Below are 17,689 nucleotides of genomic sequence, written 5' to 3' on the forward strand. Positions count from 1 at the left end.
TTTTCAAGGGGTTTGTTTATCCTGTGATGACAAAAGGGCAGGAAAGAGACGAAAATCTCTTTTGCTCAAAACGTTATTAGTAATCTATAATTGTCCATAATCCAATGGATTGTGGAAATATCGTGGTGTTGGGATTTAGAAATCGAGGCTTGGTCTACCGATTGCTATTCCCAGTACCTTTTTAGTTATGTTAAACTTTCACTCCAGAATCAGATTGTTCTTTTCGATCCAGTCCGACAGCAAATTTATGAATCAGAAGAAACTGACCATTTTTCTGCTTTACAAAGTTTAAAACAACTGCCTTACTAGGTGAACCTAGGGAGAGGTAGGTGATTCTTTTGGTTTCATAATCACTGTCACTTGAATCTACTTCAGAATCTGGAATCCCATGTTCACTGATAATGTCTTTGTAATTGCTACCGCCTTGCCCTTGGTTGGAAGGGTCGCCCTCTATTAAGGCATCAAACTGTTCTTGAGTCCAGGTAAATATCTCTTCTTCCTCTTCATATTCATCAATGGTACTATTTGGCCAATCTTCATTGGTTGGTTCTTCCATGAGATAATTAGAAGAGCTACGATAGCCTCTTATAAAATCAGCGAAGATAGGAGTGAACAGCAGTTGGCTTATCAGTACAATGATAATGGAAATGAGGCCAAAGCTTGAACCAATCATAGCTAATGTTTTTTGATTTTGGAGATTGAGGCCAATGCCGATGACTCCTAAGATCAAGGCAACAAATCCAAAGAGAAAGGATAGACCATTGACAATTGGTATCCGAGAACATAAAAGAGCACCAGCTCCAAAAATGACAGCAAGGGTTCCTAAGGTTTTATACTCTTCTTGTTTCATTTGAAAGTTCTCCCATTTCTAGTGTAATCAGACAAGTTAGTGCCTATTATAGATAAATTATCAACTATTGTCAATTTATATCGAAATAGTTCTCATAGAAACTTTTTTCTTGACATCCTATTTGAAAGTGATAAAATAGTTCTCATGAAAACTAATTGGTTCTCGTGAGAACTATTTATGTGTAAAAAGGAGCAATCATGGATAAGCCGATGTTAGCTTTTAAACGTTTTGGTCATCAGGTTCACCTTATGGTGCAAAAGGAAGCTAAACGTTGTGGTATTGAATTTATGGGCGGACCGCAGGGCCAAGTCATACGATTTTTAGACTATCGTGAGGAGTCTGAACAGGCGGTGTTAATCAAGGATATTGAACAAGAACTCAATGTCACCAAGTCAGTTGCTAGTAATTTAGTGAAGCGTATGGTGCAAAATGGTTTGGTGGAATTGGAAGTGAATCCAAATGACAAGAGAGCTAAGTACGTTCGATTGACGGACAAATCACGCTCTCAGATGAAGCCAATCAAGTCTTTCTTTGATCGAATTGACCGTAGTCTACTTGATGGAATTTCTGAGGAAAAACTAGCTATTTTTGAGGAAGTCATGGGGCAATTACAAGCCAATGTAGAAAAAATAGGAGGGGAAGATGAAGAAACTCGCTAAGCGTATCACAGGAAAAGAGTGGGGAATGATTCTCTTGACCATACTCTTTACCTGTTTCTCGGTCTATCTAGAGTTAGAAGTACCGACTTATATTTCACAAATTACAGAATTACTTGGAACTCCAGGTACGGATATGGGTGCACTTTGGTCACCAGCCATTAAGATGATAGGCTTGTCTCTACTTGCTTTTCTGTCATCCGTTACTGTTGGATTTTTTGCAGCTCGCGTTGCAGCATCTTACACGGCTCATCTGCGTAGTGATATTTTTAATCGTGTCTTGGATTACTCTCAGACAGAGATCAAACGTTTCTCTATTCCTAGTCTTTTGACTCGGACGACTAATGATATCACGCAGATTCAAATGCTCTTTACTATGGGGCTCCAAGTGGTCACTCGTGGTCCTATCATGGCTATCTGGGCCATTGGAAAAATCCTTGGCAAATCTGAATACTGGCTCTGGGCAGTAGTGGTTGCTGTTATCGTCAATGTTCTGATGACAACTGTTCTCATGACGCTTGCCTTTCCAAAACAATCTGTCATCCAGAAATTGACAGATAAACTCAATAGTATCACTCGTGAAAGTTTGACAGGGATTCGAGTGGTTCGTGCTTACAATGCTGAAGATTATCAAGATAAGAAATTTGAAGAAGCCAATGAGGAAGTCACTCGTCTCAATCTCTTTGTCAACCGTTTGATGGCGATTATGAATCCTATTATGATGGCGATTTCGAGCGGTTTGAGTCTAGCCATTTACTGGATTGGTGCCTATATCATCAATGATGCTAGCCTGACAGACCGTCTACCACTCTTTAGTGATATGGTGGTCTTCATGTCTTATGCTATGCAGGTCGTGATGGGCTTCTTGCTTATGGGTGCTCTCTTTATCGTCCTTCCTCGTACCTTGGTTTCTGCAGGACGTATCAATCAAGTGCTAGACTTGCATTCTTCTATTGAAAATCCTAGTCAACCACAGACGGCAGATTCCTCTATTCAAGGTCAAGTAGAATTCCGTGATGTAACCTTCCGCTATTCTAAAAATTCAGAAGCAGTTGTGGAACATGTTAGCTTCAAGGCAGAAGCTGGTCAAACGGTCGCCTTTATCGGTTCAACTGGTTCTGGTAAATCTACGCTTGTGAATCTCTTGCCTCGTTTTTATGACGTTTCGGATGGGGAAATCCTAGTGGACGGCGTCAATGTGCAGGATTATGATTTGGAAGACTTGCGGAATAAAGTCGGCTATATCCCACAAAAAGCTGTTCTCTTCTCAGGAGATGTCAAGGGGAACCTAGACTTTGGTAAGAGCCAAGAAACTCCTCTAAGCGAGACTGCTATGTGGCAAGCTCTTGAGTTGGCTCAGTCTAAAAACTTTATTGAAGATAAGGAAGCAGGTCTAAACTCGGAAGTGGCCCAAGGTGGGACCAACTTTTCAGGAGGACAAAGACAACGTTTGGCCATTGCGCGTGCCTTGGCTCGTAAACCAGAAATTCTCATTTTTGATGATTCATTCTCAGCCTTGGACTACAAGACAGACCGTATCTTGCGCCAAGAACTAGCTGAAAAAACCCAATCTATGACCAAGTTAATCGTTGCTCAACGTATCTCAACCATCATGGATGCAGATTTAATCTTAGTCTTAGATCAAGGTAAAGTCGTTGGACAAGGCACCCACAAGGAACTTCTTGCGACCAACGAAGTTTACCAAGAAATTGCCTATTCACAACTATCGAAGGAGGAATTGGAACATGGAAAATAAGAAGATGTCCTTTTGGAAACAATATAAACCTTTTCTAGCAGGTCTCCAACTTCCTCTACTAGTTGCAGTTGTGGCTGCTGTATGTTCAAGTATCATCACTGTTTATGGACCAACTAAGATTAAGGAAATCACCAACTTGATTTCAGATGGTTTGGCTACAGAAATCGATTTGGTAGCTGTGTCAAGTATCGCCAGCTTTTTAGCTGTTTTGTATGTGCTTGGTGCCATTCTCAACTATACGCAAGCCTATATCTTTTCAACGAGTATCCAACATTTTTCAAAACGCTTGCGGACGGCCATTGCTGAAAAAATTAATCGTCTGCCACTTGCTTATTTTGACCGTCATTCTCAAGGGGACACCCTTTCTCGTGTGACCAATGACGTTGATACAGCAGCACAGTCCCTCAACCAAAGTCTAGGGACCGTTATCTCAGCTAGCTTCTTGCTAATCGCTGTTTTGATTACCATGTTTGGCATGAACTGGATTTTGGCATTGGTAACAGTTGTTTCAACCCTTGTAGGTTTTGCTGCTGTCTCAGTCATTATGGCTAAGTCACAAGGCTATTTTAAAGCCCAACAAAACAATCTAGCAGCTGTAAACGGCTATGTGGAAGAAATGTACTCTGGCCACAATGTGGTGACCAGCTATAACGCTGTGGACACCACTAAAGAAACATTCGCAGGATTGAATCAAGACCTACATGATAGTATTTGGAAATCTCAATTTATTTCTGGAATCATGATGCCAGCAATGATCTTTGTTGGGAACTTTAGCTATGTTTTGGTGATCATCGTCGGTGCAGTTCTAGCTCTTGAAGGACATATCAGTATCGGTATCATCGTAGCCTTCATGGTTTATGTTCGTACCTTCTCACAACCCTTATCACAGATTGCCCAAGGGATTACAAGTTTGCAACAGGCCAGTGCAGCTATGACCCGTGTCTTTGAGTTTCTAGGCGAAGCTGAGATGGAAGACGAATCTCATAAGGAAAGACAATTAAGCAACATGAAGGGTGAAGTTGTCTTTGACCAAGTTTCCTTTGGTTACACTCCTGAGCGAACCATCATTCATGACTTTTCTGCGACAGCTCGTGCAGGGCAAAAAGTCGCTATTGTCGGGCCAACTGGAGCTGGGAAGACGACTATTGTTAATCTCTTGATGAAATTCTATGAGATTGATAAGGGAAGCATTCGCATTGATGGTGTGGATACCAAGAAGATGAAACGTTCAGAAGTGCACGATGCCTTTTCAATGGTCTTGCAGGATACATGGCTCTTTGAAGGAACCATTCGTGATAATCTTATCTACAATCAAACTGGTATTAGTGATGAGCGCGTGATTGAAGCAGCCAAAGCAGTAGGAATCCACCACTTTATCACAACTTTACCAGATGGATACGATACCGTCTTGGATGATACAGTGACCTTGTCCGTCGGACAGAAACAGCTCTTGACTATCGCTCGTGCCCTTCTCAAGGATGCTCCGCTCTTGATTCTTGATGAAGCGACATCCTCAGTTGACACACGTACAGAGGAGTTGATTCAGAAAGCCATGGACCGTTTGATGGAGGGACGCACATCCTTTGTTATTGCCCATCGCTTGTCAACTATCCGTAATGCCGACTTAATCCTGGTCATGAAAGATGGAAATATCATTGAGCAAGGAAATCATGAAGAACTTATGGCTCAGGGTGGTTTCTATGCTGACCTCTACAATAGTCAATTTACAGAAGATGAAGTAGAAGAATAGTAATTCAAAAGAAGGCTTGACGGCCTTCTTTTTCTTCTTTATACTGGTATAATAGAAAGAGAAATGTATGAGTCAGAAATTATACAATATGAAATTTTCTGCGGTTTATCCAGCCTTGGTCGTAAAGGTCGAGCGAAAGGGTGGAGGGGCAGAGTCCGTTCACCAAGTGACCAGTTGGCTGACAGGTTATGAAGTGAGTGACATCCTCACTTGTCTGGATAGGGACCTTACCTACGAAGATTTTTTTCGACAGGCACCGTCTTATGTGCCTGAACGGATTTCAATTACAGGGAAGATTTGTGGTGTTTGTATTGAGGAAATTGACGATCCTCTGATGCAGGAAATCCGTCGTCTGGACAAATTAGTGGACTGGCTTGCCAAGGGAAAAACAGCCCAGCAGGTCCTAGAAAAGTATGAGAAATAGACATGAAAAACTATCAAGAGTGGTACGATAAGAGGAAATCAAGTCTCCTTCGTCATCCACAGCTATTGCAATTGATGCGAGTTTTTAATCGCATAATGACAGTTCTGATGCCCCTAGCCTACATGGCCTTGTTGGGGACAAGCTCTATGAGCAAGGGATTGGGGAAAGAATTTTCCACCTATATCTTAGTGCCAGCTTCTGGCTTTGTCCTATTGACGCTAGTTCGTAAGTGGATCAATCAACCGCGTCCTTATGAGACTTGGGAAATTATTCCGCTACTAGACAAGGACAGTTCTGGTAATTCAATGCCTAGTCGCCATGTCTTTTCAGCAACTATCATTTCCATGGCTTGTTTTCACGCAAGTTTACCAGTGGGATTGATTTTATTGGTCTTATCAGCTCTTCTCGGTCTTGTGCGGGTCTTAGGAGGCGTTCATTATCCCAAGGATGTTCTGGTTGGCTATGTCTGTGGGCTTCTCTGGGGAATTCTTTTCTTTATTTTCTAAAAAGTTAAGCAAGTGGGCTTGGCCTCGTAACCACTTACAGGCTAAAAGTGACCACTTGCTTTTTTGCCCTTGTAAAGTCTTCTGGCCTTTGGTATAGTAGATGCAGAAAGGAGATAGGATGAAGTTACGAATCGAGATTGATAGTGAATTAACTGAGACAGAGATTGTCATCAAGGCTGCAGCCCTGACAGATGAAATAGCCGATTTGCAACGACTCTTGCAAGAAACCAAGGCTCCTAGGTTGATTTTCTATAAGGGGACGGGTGAGTACTACTTAGACTTGTCAGAAATTCTCTTTTTTGAGACAGAAGGCAACAAGATTTACGCCCATACCCAGAAAGAAGCCTACGAGGTTCGACTCAAGCTTTATGAGTTGGAGTCCATCTTGCCTCGTTATTTCAGTCGAGTCTCCAAGTCGACCATTGCCAATCTTCGGCAGGTCTACTCGGTGGATAAGTCCTTCTCAGGGACAGGCACTATTTCCTTTTATCAGACCCACAAGGAGGTGCACGTGTCACGGCACTACCAATCCCTCCTAAAAGAAAATCTAAGAAACATGAGGTAAGAAGATGAAAAAGAAAGCATTTGGTATTGTATTGCTAGTATTGGCAGCCTTAGTATTATTACAGGGGAATTTTGGAATTCCTTCTCTAGGAGGGCACATTTGGCCTTTGATCGGTATTGGATTTTTTGCCTATCAATCAGTTGAAGCTTTGTTGCGTCGCCACTTAACTTCAGCCACTTTTACAGCCCTAGTGGCTCTCCTGATTGCTAATCACTTTTATGATATTTTACCGATTCCCAATCAGTCACTGTTCTGGGCAAGTATTTTAATCGTAATGGGTGTCAGCGCACTCACTCATTCTAACAGAACTTGGAATGGGAAAAAATGGTGGTATGACGGTGAAAAGACCATTCTGACAGACAAGGGAGTCGCTTTTGGGGCGGGTACATTTTACAAGCAAGACCAAGAATTGGTAGAAGACGAGTTTGAAGTCGGATTTGGGAATGCCAAAATCTATTATGACAATGCAGAGATGTTAGGTGATTTTGCTACTCTGAATATCGAAGTCGGATTTGGGAATGCAGTTATCTACGTGCCTCAACACTGGAGAGTAGATCTAAAGGTAGAGACTTTTTGTGGAGCAGCCAAGGCAGATGCCCCTCTAGCCCCAACCAGCAAAACTTTGATTATCCGTGGAGACGTTGCTTTTGGGAAATTAGGAGTTGTTTACGTTAAATAAAAAAATCTTCCAATCCCCTTGCCAAAAAAGAGAAAGTGTGATAACATAGTACAGTATGTGGTGCTAGCACATCCGCTATATTAGATCTAATAGGAGGAAAATACAAATGGCTAAAGTATGTTACTTTACAGGTCGTAAGACTGTATCAGGAAACAACCGTTCACACGCGATGAACCAAACAAAACGTGCCGTAAAACCAAACCTTCAAAAAGTTACTGTACTTATCGATGGTAAACCTAAAAAAGTTTGGGCTTCAGCTCGTGCTTTGAAATCAGGTAAAGTAGAACGCGTTTAATAAAGAGTAAAAGGCCATCAGGTCTTTTTCTTTTGCTCTAAGATCAAAATCACTTGTAAAAGGCGCAAATATCCGCCGATACAGTATTCTGCTTTTACACTTGGCTTGAAATATGATAAAATAGAGTATCAACTAGTTGAGGTAGAAAAAATGACTGTAAAAATTAATACAAAAGATGGTCAAATCGAACTAACAGATGAAGTGATTGCTACCGTTGTAGGCGGTGCAGCAACTGAGATTTTTGGTGTGGTCGGTATGGCAAGTAAGAAAGCCCTCAAAGATAATTTCCAAGCCCTCCTTGGAAAGGAAAATTATTCTAAAGGTGTCGTTGTAAAAGCGGCCGAAGATGGTAGCATTGCAGTTGATGTATATACCGTGTTGAGCTACGGAACTAAGATTAGTGAAGTCTCAAAAAACATCCAAGAGCGTGTACGTTTTAGTTTGGAGAACCAACTTGGCATCACTGCTCAAACTGTGAATGTCTACATTCAAAATATCAAAGTTGTAGGAGAATAATCGTGTCAAATATTACTACAAGCTTATTTCAAGAAATGGTACAGGCTGCATCTACTCGTTTGAACAAGCAAGCCGAATATGTCAACTCATTGAACGTCTTCCCAGTTCCAGATGGAGATACAGGAACAAACATGGGAATGACTATCGAAAATGGTGCCAAAGAAGTAGCAGACAAACCAGCTTCAACTGTTGGTGAGGCTGCAAGTATCTTGGCTAAAGGTCTTTTGATGGGTGCACGTGGGAACTCAGGAGTTATCACTTCACAGCTTTTCCGCGGATTTTCACAAGCCATCAAAACTAAAGAGGAGTTAACAGGGAAAGACCTAGCTCTTGCCTTCCAATCAGGTGTTGAAGTAGCCTATAAGGCCGTTATGAAGCCAGTTGAAGGAACAATCTTGACCGTATCACGTGGTGCTGCCATCGGTGCTAAGAAAAAAGCCGAGCAGACAGACGATGCAATTGAGGTTATGCGCGCTGCCTTGGAAGGAGCTAAAACAGCCCTTGCGAAGACACCAGATATGCTTCCAGTCTTGAAGGAAGTTGGAGTTGTAGACTCAGGTGGTCAAGGTTTGGTCTTCATCTATGAAGGTTTCCTTTCAGCTCTTACTGGTGAATACAGCGCTTCTGAAGACTTTGTCGCTACTCCAGCCAACATGAGTGAGATGATTAATGCCGAACACCACAAGTCTGTAGCTGGACATGTGGCAACAGAAGACATCACCTTTGGTTACTGTACAGAAATCATGGTTGCCCTTAAACAAGGCCCAACTTATGCTAAAGAGTTTGACTACGAAGAATTCCGTAACTACTTGAACGAACTTGGGGATTCACTTCTTGTTGTCAATGACGATGAAATCGTTAAAGTTCACGTCCATACAGAAGATCCAGGTCTTGTTATGCAAGAAGGTCTCAAATATGGTAGCTTGGTTAAGGTTAAAGTCGATAACATGCGTAACCAACACGAAGCACAAGTAGAAAAAGAAGCTAAAGTCAGCAAACCAGCTGAGGAAAAAGAATATGCTCTTATCGCAGTAGTAGCTGGACAAGGCTTGGCAGATATCTTCCGTGCCCAAGGTGTAGATTATGTCATCGAAGGTGGACAAACCATGAACCCTTCAACAGAAGACTTTATCAAGGCCGTTGAGCAAGTCAATGCTCGTAACATCATCTTCTTGCCAAACAACAAAAATATCTTCATGGCAGCTCAATCTGCAGCTGAAGTATTGGAACAACCAGCAGTAGTGGTAGAAGCTCGTACCCTTCCTCAAGGATTGACTAGTCTTCTTGCCTTCGATCCAAGCAAGTCTATCGAAGAAAATAAAGAACGCATGACAGCAGCTCTTGGTGATGTGGTCAGCGGTAGTGTAACAACAGCCGTTCGTGACACGACTATCGATGGTTTGGAAATCCATGAAAATGACAATCTTGGTATGGTAGATGGTAAGATCCTCGTATCAAACCCTGACATGCACCAAACTCTGACTGAAACTTTGAAACATATGTTGGATGAAGACAGTGAAATCGTAACCTTCTATATCGGTGAAGATGGAAGTGAAGAATTGGCTAACCAAATCGCCCAAGAAATCGCAGAAGAATTCGAAGATGTAGAAGTAGAAATCCACCAAGGTCAACAACCGGTTTATCCATACCTTTTCAGTGTGGAATAGGAGACTTTGAATGAAGAAAGTTTTAGGATTGATTTTTGCAGCGTTACTTGCTCTTGCTGGCTGTGGTCAAACCAACACCGCAACAACAGAGTCAAGTAGTACAGCAAGTTCGGTTGATTCATCTAGTCAGTCGAGTCAGGTAAAAGAAGAAAAAACAAAAATCCTTAAAGGGAAAATGGATGAATTTGATGTCACTATGACATTTGTTTATACGGATGTTGTTAAACACTTCAAGATGGAGATGCTCGGGAAAATGAACATGGAGATTCCTGCTGGAGTTACTCCTGAAGAATTCCAAGCAATCTTCCGTGAAGCTATGGAAGATAGTCCAGAGTATCTTGAAATCAAGGACGAGCCTGGTGTTAATGTAGAATATTTTATCACCGAGGACAAAAAGATGAGAGTCGTTATGGAACTCGATCTTGAAAAAGCAGATTTAGATAAAGTAAAAAACACATATTTCTTTAAATCACTAGCGGATGGTATAGAAGACTTTAAAAAGCCTAATGCACTATTCGCGGCATTAAAATTACAGGGATTTAAAGAAGAATAAAAAGAGAGGTCGGGATTTCCCGACCTTTTTGATTTGGAAAGACCTTTATTTTCCTAGCTGAGTGAACTTTTTGTGACATTTGTCATATCTCCTCATGACAGAAGCTTCTAGTAATTTTACCTTCAAAGAATTATACTAGATGTATCAAATGGAGGAAGAAAAAATGAAACATAAAGTAATTATTGCAATGAGTTTAGTAGCAGCAGGAGTCATGACTTATCTCATGTTTTCAGGATTGGACGAAGGCTTCTATCATTTTCCTTGGGAGCTATTTGCAGGATTTGGTATGATGTCTTGGTTGATCCGAGAAGGTTTGAAATTGGTCTCAGATGTGAAAAAGGAGTTTGAAAAATGAAAAAAGCGATTCTCTATCTCTTTATTGCACTATCACTAGTGGTATGGTTGGTCGAAATGTTTACAGGGTGGTTTGACCAAGCCTTCCTTCACCAAGTCATTCGCGGTGCTTGGGGTTTAGGATTTATGATTTTTATCGCCTTTCCGATGGGAAAGGAGTGGCTGAAAGGAGAATATCATGAACATGATTAAGGTAGAAAGCCTAAATAAAAACATCAAGGGTAAAGCTATTTTGAAGGATATTTCCTTTGAGGTAGCAGAAGGCGAATGCGTCGCCTTGATTGGTCCCAATGGTGCTGGGAAGACCACACTCTTGGACTGTTTGCTTGGAGATAAACTTGTCACAAGCGGTCAAGTATCCATCCAAGGCTTGCCAGTGACGAGCTCTAAGTTAGACTACACAAGATCCTACCTCCCTCAAGAAAATGTCATCGTTCAGAAATTAAAGGTCAAAGAGTTGGTTGCTTTCTTTCAAAGCATTTACCCAAATCCCTTGAGCAACCAGGAAATCGATCAACTATTGCAGTTTGACCAGCAACAAAAAGAGCAATTCGCAGAAAAATTGTCAGGTGGGCAGAAGCGTCTCTTCTCTTTTGTCTTGACCTTGATTGGGCGACCAAAGCTAGTCTTTTTAGATGAGCCGACTGCGGCCATGGATACTTCAACCCGTCAACGTTTTTGGGAAATTGTTCAGGATCTAAAAGCGCAGGGAGTAACCATTCTCTATTCGTCCCATTATATCGAAGAAGTAGAGCATACAGCGGACCGGATTTTGGTCTTAAATAAGGGAGAGTTGATTCGCGATACAACACCTCTAGCTATGCGCAGTGAGGAGATTGAAAAGCACTTTATCCTTCCTCTAGCATACAAGGAAGTTGTCGAACAGTCAAACTTGGTTGAAAACTGGTCACAAAAACAAGATGCTCTGCAAGTAGTTACACGTGAAGCGGATGCTTTTTGGCAACTGTTAGTGCAAGCAGGATGTAGGATTCAAGAAATTGAAGTCAATAATCGTAGCTTGTTGGATACAATCTTTGAAGAAACACAAAAAGGAGATGACTAAGATGAAACGATGGATCGCATTAAACAAGATAGAATTTCTATTGACCAAACGACAATTAGTCTATTATCTGTTATCCGTAGGGATGCCGACAGCCTTCTATTTATTCTTTTCAGGTATGTACCAGGAAACACCAGGTGGACCAGCTAATTTTATGCGCGACTACCTCATCTCCATGACGGCTTTTTCCATGATGTCGACAGCTATCTTTTCATTCCCAGTTGTTTTACATACCGATAAAATCAACAACTGGCAGAAAACATTACGCCATACTCCAGTAAATATGGTAGAATATTATCTATCAAAGATAACAAGTATGATGGTTGATTATTTGGTCTCAATCCTGGTTGTTTTCTCAGTTGGGCACTTGGTCAGAGGTGTGGATATGCCTTTAGGAAGCTGGATTGGGGCTGCGCTCTTGCTGATAGTAGGAAGTGTAGCTTTTGTAGCTCTTGGTTTGACTTTGACTCTCTTACCTTCTAGTCAGTTGATGTCTGTCGTAGGCAATCTTCTTTACTTTGGCTTGGCTGTGTTAGGCGGACTCTGGATGCCTGTCTCTTTATTTCCAGACTGGATGCAAGCAATCGGGAAGCGTTTGCCAAGCTATCAGTTGATGGAATTGATCAAGACCTTCTTAAATGAGGGTGGCATCAATCTATCAGCCACAGTTTATCTACTTGTTTTTTCAGCAGTTTTGTTTGGTTTGACCATTTACCTTCAAGGTCATAAGGAGAATACTTAATGCTTGAAAGACTGAAAAGCATACACTATATGTTTTGGGCCAGTTTGATTTTTATGGTTTTTCCCATCCTCTCTGCAGTAGTTGGGGAAATTCCTAGCTGGCATTTACTAGTTGATATTCTATTTGTGGTGGCTTACTTAGGCGTTTTAACCACCAAGAGTCAGCGCTTATCCTGGCTCTTTTGGTTCATCATGTTAGCTTATGTGGCTGGGAATACCGTCTTTATTTATGGCAACTATGTCTGGTTCTTCTTTTTCCTTGCCAATCTCTTGATTTATCATTTTAGAGTGCGTAGCCTACGTTCTCTTCATGTCTGGACTTTCCTTCTTGCTCAAGCTCTTGTTGTTGGACAACTCATGATGTTTCAGTCAGTCGAAACTGAGGCTGTAGCCTTTGAGCTTGGGATTCTTACTTTTGTCGATTTGATGACTTTTGGTTTGGTTCGGATTCGTATTGTAGAGGATTTGAAAGAAGCGCAGGCCAAGCAAAATGCCCAGATAAATCTCTTGTTAGCTGAAAATGAACGTAGTCGTATCGGTCAGGATTTGCACGATAGCCTGGGACATACCTTTGCTATGCTGAGTGTCAAGACAGATCTAGCCTTGCAGTTATTTCAGATGGAGGCTTATCCACAGGTGGAAAAGGAATTAAAAGAAATTCACCAGATCAGCAAGGATTCCATGAATGAAGTGCGAACTATTGTGGAAAATCTGAAATCACGGACCCTAGCTTCAGAGCTTGAAACTGTCAAAAAGATGCTGGAGATTGCTGGAATTGAGGTTGAGGTTGACAATCAATTGGACAAGGCTAGCCTGACCCAGGATGTGGAGTCGACGGCTGCTATGATTTTATTAGAACTTGCGACCAATATCATCAAGCATGCCAGCGCTGAAAAAGCCTATCTAAAACTGGAACGTACAGATCAGGAATTGCTATTGACGGTCAGAGATGATGGGAAAGGTTTTGCAACTGTAAAAGGAAATGAACTCCATACAGTCCGTGACCGTGCAGCAGCCTTCTCAGGTCAAGTAGAGCTGGTCAGTTTGAAAGATCCAACAGAGGTGCGCGTGCATCTGCCTTATAAGGAGAGAAAGTAGATGAAAGTATTAGTCGCAGAAGATCAAAGTATGCTTAGAGACGCCATGTGCCAGCTCTTGAGCTTTCAACCAGATGTGGAGACTGTCTTGCAGGCGAAAAATGGAGCTGAAGCTATTGAGGTTTTGGGGAAAGAAGCAGTAGATATTGCCATCCTTGACGTCGAAATGCCAGTCAAGACAGGTCTCGAAGCGCTCGAGTGGATCAAACAAGAAGTGCCTGAAACCAAGGTGGTTATCGTTACGACCTTTAAACGCCCGGGTTATTTTGAACGAGCTGTCAAAGCAGGAGTTGACGCCTATGTCTTGAAAGAGCGAAGCATCGCTGAGCTCATGCAAACCCTGCATACGGTGTTAGAGGGACGCAAGGAATATTCTCCAGAGCTGATGGAAGTCATGATGACCCATCCCAACCCCTTGACCGAGCAAGAAGTCGCTGTTTTGCATGGAGTTGCGCAAGGCCTCTCCAACCAAGAAATTGCTGACAAGCTCTACCTCTCAAACGGCACCGTCCGTAATTACATGACCAATATCCTCTCTAAACTAGGCGCCAGCAACCGAACTGAAGCAGCCAAAACTGCCGAAGAAGAAGGCTGGTTGTGAGGGGGAGAAAGAAAAAATCTCTTAGAAATGTATCTGAGAGATTTTTGTGTGTTGTTCAGGTTTGTTTTGCTACCTAGCCAATGGCATCGCTTGGTGGGTTTTCGGTATCAATCCAGATGAACTCAATTCTTAATGATATATGGAAGTTAAATTACAATGTTGTATTTTTCAGATTGACTTGAATTTACAGAATTTGTTAAGTAGTAAAGTGATTTCTAAAAGTATTGAACAATATTGGTTTTTTGAGACTATAATAAATCTTCTGACATAAATTTATGATTACTAATGGCAGAATTTATTAGGGAAATAAAGTAATCTAGACATTGATAAGTTTTATCCTTTAATTCAATTATGTCTTGAATTGAAAATCCTTTCCCATTATCTTCAAAAGAAATATTTCCGTGAGCTAAATAATTTCTCTTGTTTTTAATTGTTAAAAGAGCACCACCATAATCTCTAAATGAATCATTATTGTATGTAATACCGTGTGTTTCTAATATCTTTTTCATTTCTTTAACATCTGCATTGCCAGAAAGATGAAAAGATTCCTTTTCTATTGCCACACTATAATTATCGTCTATTACATTTAAAATCATATCAAATACGGTTTGATTTAACTCATTGCTATTTATTTGATTCAAATAGTTTTTAACCCATAATTTTTGAATTGATTCAATCGCTTGACTAAAAGATATTTGTTTATCGTTTAAAGTGCTATAATATTCTAACATTGAAACTCTTATGGTTGATTCAACTAAATTATATAGCATTAAAATAGAATTGGATTTCATAATTTTAACAATTGCTTCAAAACTATCTTTATCCTTAATATGCAGTAGGAAATCTAGTTCAGTCAAAACTTCGGGAGAGCTAATTATTTGTATTTCGAATAAATTAGTCAACACATTTGGAATTCCCATTATAGATTGTTCATAAATATTAATTACATTGATAAAATGATTAATTTCGTTTTTCAATTTTTCATATTCAGTCATTAAATTCACCATTTAATAAAAAGTCTCTAACTCCATGTATTCTACTAATGACTTTAGCTCTATTATTAGCAGCATCGGAAGTTGTCCATTTTTTAAAGTGGTCACTGTTTAATAGTTTATCTATTTGTTCTACGGAGACATTTAACTGGGGAGATTCCCTTAAAGCAAGATTAATACCAACTGAAAGGGCCTCAAAACGTACCCGAGGTGTATGATTTCGATCCTCTTTCTGAAATCCTCTCTCAAAATTATCGGACACAAATTTCATTGTTTTATTAAACTCATCTTCAAATGAAAGTTTTATTTCATCAGACCAATTTTTTCCAGCTTCTTGGATATAGCCATCAACAAAATTCATCACTGAGCCATCATAATTATCTAAATTATTACTATAAGCAAAAAATCTACTTACTAATTCAATATCTTCTTTCCGGTTAATTTTATTTTTGGAAAGATTTGTATTCTTCCTAAAGAGTTCATCTTCTGCTAAGTTTTTTATCAATATCATAAGAGGATTATCAAGTTCTCTTCCTGCCCGAATTTCACTTGTATTGGCACGTAAGGAACTAGTATTGAGTCTATCAAATAATTCTTTGCGAACATCTGCTGGAGTATTATGTTTCAACACAATGACTCTCAATGATCTAGCTTTTAATCGTCTTATTTCATTTTTAGGCATTTCATCCAAGGTGCAATCATTTAATTCGGTAAGTTTGTTTAGGCCTACCAATTTTAATTCTTCATTAAAAAACTCAGATAAAGTTGAAATTCTTTGTAATCCATCAACTATTTCCATACTACCTTCATCCGTATCAGCTAGAAATATAAGAGGAATAGGGTAATCAAGTAGTAACGATTCTATAAATCTTGATTTTTGCTTTGGTCCCCATAATAATTCGTTACGCTGATAGTCAGGAGAAAAAATTTCATTCTCATTATTATATAAATCTACAATAAAACTAATAGGATAATCTCGAGTATCATAATTAAGTTCATATTGTAAACGATCTATTTGTTCTTGTATTCTTTTCTGCTTTTCTTCATCTTCAAATAATTTTATTTGCTTAAGCATAATAATCCTCCAAATGTTTCAATATGCTTTTTCCTATTACCTCTCCGAGCTTTGGAGGGACAGCATTGCCAATTTGTGTTGCAATTCTTTGAATGGAGAATGAGTCTAAATTATTGATAAATTGATAGGTTTTTGGAAAACTTTGTAAAATAGCTCCTTCTCTAAGGCTAAGTGCTCTATCTTGTTCTGGATGCCCAAACCTACCATTTCCATAACCGGGGAATTGAGTTGTTATTGTAGAGGATGGTTTATCCCATTCTAATCTACCATATACGGAACCATAAGTTGCGCCACTCTCCTTTTTAAAACATTCCGGTAATAAAGAATCATCCCAGTCTCTCCACGTCCCTCCTGGTTTAGAACTACGAATTCGACTTAAATTAATATCAGATAGATTTCGAGCTGTATGCAACACATCTAACGGGTCGGTCTCTCCAGCGTTTAACTTAGGTAGATCCCCTATAGCCTGTCTAATAGTCGGGTAATCCTTTGTAGACAATTCTTCTATAAAGGAAATTTCTTCAAATTTAGATGCTAGAAGTAATAAACGTTTTCTATTTTGGGGAATGCCATAAGCAGGGGCAAAAGCAATTTTCCAATTTACTTTATATCCTTCAGTTTCTAGTAATCTTAGAAAATTGTTAAAAACAGTTTCTTTAGCTAGTTGTGGTACATTTTCCATTGAAACAATATCTGGCTTTACCAATCTAACTTGCTTTCCAAAGTAGTCTAGTAAATCCATCTTTTGAATTGTATTTTTATTATTTTTATATTTGTGACTATATGTCGAAAAAGGTTGACAGGGAGCACATCCAATCAGCACTTTTATGTCAGTATCTGATGGATATAACCCTAGTATTTCATCGTCTTCAATTTCCTTAACATCTTTTAAAATAAATTTAGCATCATTGTTGTGCTCGTACGCAAATTTGCTTTTTTCATCAATATCATAACCAGCAACAACATTGATACCCGCTTGCTGAATACCATACGTTAGACCGCCTACACCACAAAATAAATCAACTGCATTTATTTTCATATCGGCCTCCTATTGCTTTTTGTTTTATCTTTACATTTTACCATAAATCAACAAAAAAAGCAGTTCTGATATTAGACTAATTTATCAGAACTGCTTAGGGTTTCTTTATTTCACCAACTTCTTCATCTCATCAATACGTGCGACTGTCGCGTCGTATTTAGCTTGATAGTCGGCTTGTTTGTCGCGTTCTTTTTGGACGACTTCTGGTTTGGCATTGGCTACGAAGCGTTCGTTAGAGAGCTTCTTACCGACCATATCCAGTTCTTTTTGCCATTTAGCCAGTTCCTTGTCGAGACGAGTGAGCTCTTCTTCGACATTGAGGAGGTCTGCGAGAGGCAAGTGACGAGTCAGCTTGAACAAGGTGAAAGCCAGCGTCTTTAGGCGCTGGCTGGTAATTTGGACTTATAGCGTTCTGGTGCAAACCACCCGTTTGACGGGTGGTTATGATTTTAAACAATAATTTTTAAATGAACCTATTTTTTTGCTCAGTTTTGAGTGTTGTGACACACTAGA

21 protein-coding genes and 1 pseudogene are annotated in these 17,689 nt (G+C 40.0%); 17 read left to right on the forward strand and 5 right to left on the reverse strand.

Going from position 1 to position 17,689, the window contains the following annotated elements:
- Positions 1–190: 190 nt before the first annotated feature.
- Positions 191–850, reverse strand: a complete 660-nt coding sequence (locus QM406_RS00635; protein WP_315640346.1) for a hypothetical protein — start codon at positions 848–850, stop codon at positions 191–193.
- Between the two features lie 197 nt (positions 851–1,047).
- On the opposite strand from QM406_RS00635, the gene QM406_RS00640 reads away from it, so the two are divergent.
- The 17 genes from QM406_RS00640 to QM406_RS00720 all read left to right on the forward strand — a co-directional run bounded on the left by QM406_RS00640 (position 1,048) and on the right by QM406_RS00720 (position 14,070).
- Positions 1,048–1,509 carry a MarR family winged helix-turn-helix transcriptional regulator gene (locus QM406_RS00640; RefSeq protein ID WP_414273112.1) on the forward strand — a complete coding sequence of 154 codons (462 nt, stop codon included), beginning with the start codon at positions 1,048–1,050 and terminating at the stop codon, positions 1,507–1,509.
- Positions 1,493–3,262 carry an ABC transporter ATP-binding protein gene (locus QM406_RS00645; RefSeq protein ID WP_414273113.1) on the forward strand — a complete coding sequence of 590 codons (1,770 nt, stop codon included), beginning with the start codon at positions 1,493–1,495 and terminating at the stop codon, positions 3,260–3,262. Before QM406_RS00640 ends, QM406_RS00645 begins: the two co-directional genes overlap by 17 nt.
- Positions 3,252–5,012 carry an ABC transporter ATP-binding protein gene (locus tag QM406_RS00650; protein WP_414273114.1) on the forward strand — a complete coding sequence of 587 codons (1,761 nt, stop codon included), beginning with the start codon at positions 3,252–3,254 and terminating at the stop codon, positions 5,010–5,012. The genes QM406_RS00645 and QM406_RS00650 overlap by 11 nt, the downstream gene beginning before the upstream one ends.
- A gap of 67 nt (positions 5,013–5,079) precedes the next feature.
- Positions 5,080–5,436, forward strand: coding sequence for a DUF2200 domain-containing protein (locus tag QM406_RS00655; protein WP_414273115.1), 357 nt, complete (start codon positions 5,080–5,082; stop codon positions 5,434–5,436).
- 2 nt (positions 5,437–5,438) lie between these two features.
- Positions 5,439–5,942: a phosphatase PAP2 family protein gene (locus QM406_RS00660; RefSeq protein ID WP_414273116.1), complete on the forward strand. Its 504-nt coding sequence runs from the start codon at positions 5,439–5,441 to the stop codon at positions 5,940–5,942.
- A gap of 118 nt (positions 5,943–6,060) precedes the next feature.
- Positions 6,061–6,507 carry a LytTR family DNA-binding domain-containing protein gene (locus QM406_RS00665; protein WP_414273117.1) on the forward strand — a complete coding sequence of 149 codons (447 nt, stop codon included), beginning with the start codon at positions 6,061–6,063 and terminating at the stop codon, positions 6,505–6,507.
- A 4-nt stretch (positions 6,508–6,511) separates the two neighbouring features.
- Complete coding sequence (locus QM406_RS00670; RefSeq protein ID WP_414273118.1) at positions 6,512–7,186, forward strand: LiaF transmembrane domain-containing protein; 675 nt, start codon at positions 6,512–6,514, stop codon at positions 7,184–7,186.
- 106 nt (positions 7,187–7,292) lie between these two features.
- A complete protein-coding gene (gene rpmB, locus QM406_RS00675; RefSeq protein WP_001140948.1) occupies positions 7,293–7,481 on the forward strand; it encodes a 50S ribosomal protein L28 in 189 nt (62 codons plus the stop codon).
- A 150-nt stretch (positions 7,482–7,631) separates the two neighbouring features.
- Positions 7,632–7,997, forward strand: a complete 366-nt coding sequence (locus tag QM406_RS00680; protein WP_000216431.1) for an Asp23/Gls24 family envelope stress response protein — start codon at positions 7,632–7,634, stop codon at positions 7,995–7,997.
- 2 nt (positions 7,998–7,999) lie between these two features.
- A complete protein-coding gene (locus tag QM406_RS00685; protein ID WP_414273119.1) occupies positions 8,000–9,664 on the forward strand; it encodes a DAK2 domain-containing protein in 1,665 nt (554 codons plus the stop codon).
- Positions 9,665–9,674: 10 nt separating this feature from the next.
- Positions 9,675–10,217 carry an SP0191 family lipoprotein gene (locus QM406_RS00690; RefSeq protein WP_248034427.1) on the forward strand — a complete coding sequence of 181 codons (543 nt, stop codon included), beginning with the start codon at positions 9,675–9,677 and terminating at the stop codon, positions 10,215–10,217.
- A gap of 148 nt (positions 10,218–10,365) precedes the next feature.
- A complete protein-coding gene (locus tag QM406_RS00695; protein ID WP_025171227.1) occupies positions 10,366–10,572 on the forward strand; it encodes a hypothetical protein in 207 nt (68 codons plus the stop codon).
- Positions 10,569–10,763 carry a hypothetical protein gene (locus QM406_RS00700; protein WP_000709296.1) on the forward strand — a complete coding sequence of 65 codons (195 nt, stop codon included), beginning with the start codon at positions 10,569–10,571 and terminating at the stop codon, positions 10,761–10,763. The genes QM406_RS00695 and QM406_RS00700 overlap by 4 nt, the downstream gene beginning before the upstream one ends.
- Positions 10,750–11,634: an ABC transporter ATP-binding protein gene (locus QM406_RS00705; RefSeq protein WP_414273120.1), complete on the forward strand. Its 885-nt coding sequence runs from the start codon at positions 10,750–10,752 to the stop codon at positions 11,632–11,634. Before QM406_RS00700 ends, QM406_RS00705 begins: the two co-directional genes overlap by 14 nt.
- A gap of 1 nt (position 11,635) precedes the next feature.
- A complete protein-coding gene (locus QM406_RS00710) occupies positions 11,636–12,373 on the forward strand; it encodes an ABC transporter permease (protein ID WP_414273121.1) in 738 nt (245 codons plus the stop codon).
- Positions 12,373–13,470: a sensor histidine kinase gene (locus QM406_RS00715; protein ID WP_414273122.1), complete on the forward strand. Its 1,098-nt coding sequence runs from the start codon at positions 12,373–12,375 to the stop codon at positions 13,468–13,470. Before QM406_RS00710 ends, QM406_RS00715 begins: the two co-directional genes overlap by 1 nt.
- Positions 13,471–14,070, forward strand: a complete 600-nt coding sequence (locus QM406_RS00720) for a response regulator transcription factor (protein ID WP_006154868.1) — start codon at positions 13,471–13,473, stop codon at positions 14,068–14,070. It abuts the gene before it with no gap.
- 248 nt (positions 14,071–14,318) lie between these two features.
- On the opposite strand, the gene QM406_RS00725 is transcribed toward QM406_RS00720, so the two are convergent.
- The 4 genes and pseudogenes from QM406_RS00725 to QM406_RS00740 form a co-directional block, all read right to left on the reverse strand.
- Positions 14,319–15,065, reverse strand: a complete 747-nt coding sequence (locus QM406_RS00725) for an MAE_28990/MAE_18760 family HEPN-like nuclease (protein ID WP_414273123.1) — start codon at positions 15,063–15,065, stop codon at positions 14,319–14,321.
- The gene (locus QM406_RS00730) at positions 15,058–16,137 is read right to left on the reverse strand and encodes a DUF262 domain-containing protein (RefSeq protein WP_414273124.1); all 1,080 of its coding nucleotides are present in this window, start codon (positions 16,135–16,137) and stop codon (positions 15,058–15,060) included. Before QM406_RS00730 ends, QM406_RS00725 begins: the two co-directional genes overlap by 8 nt.
- Positions 16,130–17,176: a DNA cytosine methyltransferase gene (locus QM406_RS00735; protein WP_414273125.1), complete on the reverse strand. Its 1,047-nt coding sequence runs from the start codon at positions 17,174–17,176 to the stop codon at positions 16,130–16,132. The genes QM406_RS00730 and QM406_RS00735 overlap by 8 nt, the downstream gene beginning before the upstream one ends.
- Positions 17,177–17,281: 105 nt before the next feature.
- Positions 17,282–17,518 (reverse strand): annotated as a pseudogene (locus QM406_RS00740) (hypothetical protein); the annotation flags it as partial.
- Positions 17,519–17,689 lie beyond the last annotated feature (171 nt).

It is taken from the genome of Streptococcus infantis, from assembly GCF_047465035.1.
GTDB lineage: Bacteria > Bacillota > Bacilli > Lactobacillales > Streptococcaceae > Streptococcus > Streptococcus infantis_T.

Excerpts from the sequence above, each read along its gene's own strand:
- QM406_RS00730 (WP_414273124.1), bottom strand. The coding sequence starts at position 16,137 with ATGCTTAAGCAAATAAAATTATTTGAAGATGAAGAAAAGCAGAAAAGA.
- QM406_RS00660 (WP_414273116.1), top strand. The coding sequence starts at position 5,439 with ATGAAAAACTATCAAGAGTGGTACGATAAGAGGAAATCAAGTCTCCTT.
- QM406_RS00715 (WP_414273122.1), top strand. The coding sequence starts at position 12,373 with ATGCTTGAAAGACTGAAAAGCATACACTATATGTTTTGGGCCAGTTTG.
- QM406_RS00725 (WP_414273123.1), bottom strand. The coding sequence starts at position 15,065 with ATGACTGAATATGAAAAATTGAAAAACGAAATTAATCATTTTATCAAT.
- QM406_RS00705 (WP_414273120.1), top strand. The coding sequence starts at position 10,750 with ATGAACATGATTAAGGTAGAAAGCCTAAATAAAAACATCAAGGGTAAA.
- QM406_RS00700 (WP_000709296.1), top strand. The coding sequence starts at position 10,569 with ATGAAAAAAGCGATTCTCTATCTCTTTATTGCACTATCACTAGTGGTA.
- rpmB (WP_001140948.1), top strand. The coding sequence starts at position 7,293 with ATGGCTAAAGTATGTTACTTTACAGGTCGTAAGACTGTATCAGGAAAC.
- QM406_RS00635 (WP_315640346.1), bottom strand. The coding sequence starts at position 850 with ATGAAACAAGAAGAGTATAAAACCTTAGGAACCCTTGCTGTCATTTTT.
- QM406_RS00680 (WP_000216431.1), top strand. The coding sequence starts at position 7,632 with ATGACTGTAAAAATTAATACAAAAGATGGTCAAATCGAACTAACAGAT.
- QM406_RS00720 (WP_006154868.1), top strand. The coding sequence starts at position 13,471 with ATGAAAGTATTAGTCGCAGAAGATCAAAGTATGCTTAGAGACGCCATG.
- QM406_RS00695 (WP_025171227.1), top strand. The coding sequence starts at position 10,366 with ATGGAGGAAGAAAAAATGAAACATAAAGTAATTATTGCAATGAGTTTA.
- QM406_RS00655 (WP_414273115.1), top strand. The coding sequence starts at position 5,080 with ATGAGTCAGAAATTATACAATATGAAATTTTCTGCGGTTTATCCAGCC.
- QM406_RS00670 (WP_414273118.1), top strand. The coding sequence starts at position 6,512 with ATGAAAAAGAAAGCATTTGGTATTGTATTGCTAGTATTGGCAGCCTTA.
- QM406_RS00735 (WP_414273125.1), bottom strand. The coding sequence starts at position 17,176 with ATGAAAATAAATGCAGTTGATTTATTTTGTGGTGTAGGCGGTCTAACG.
- QM406_RS00710 (WP_414273121.1), top strand. The coding sequence starts at position 11,636 with ATGAAACGATGGATCGCATTAAACAAGATAGAATTTCTATTGACCAAA.
- QM406_RS00665 (WP_414273117.1), top strand. The coding sequence starts at position 6,061 with ATGAAGTTACGAATCGAGATTGATAGTGAATTAACTGAGACAGAGATT.
- QM406_RS00640 (WP_414273112.1), top strand. The coding sequence starts at position 1,048 with ATGGATAAGCCGATGTTAGCTTTTAAACGTTTTGGTCATCAGGTTCAC.
- QM406_RS00645 (WP_414273113.1), top strand. The coding sequence starts at position 1,493 with ATGAAGAAACTCGCTAAGCGTATCACAGGAAAAGAGTGGGGAATGATT.
- QM406_RS00650 (WP_414273114.1), top strand. The coding sequence starts at position 3,252 with ATGGAAAATAAGAAGATGTCCTTTTGGAAACAATATAAACCTTTTCTA.
- QM406_RS00690 (WP_248034427.1), top strand. The coding sequence starts at position 9,675 with ATGAAGAAAGTTTTAGGATTGATTTTTGCAGCGTTACTTGCTCTTGCT.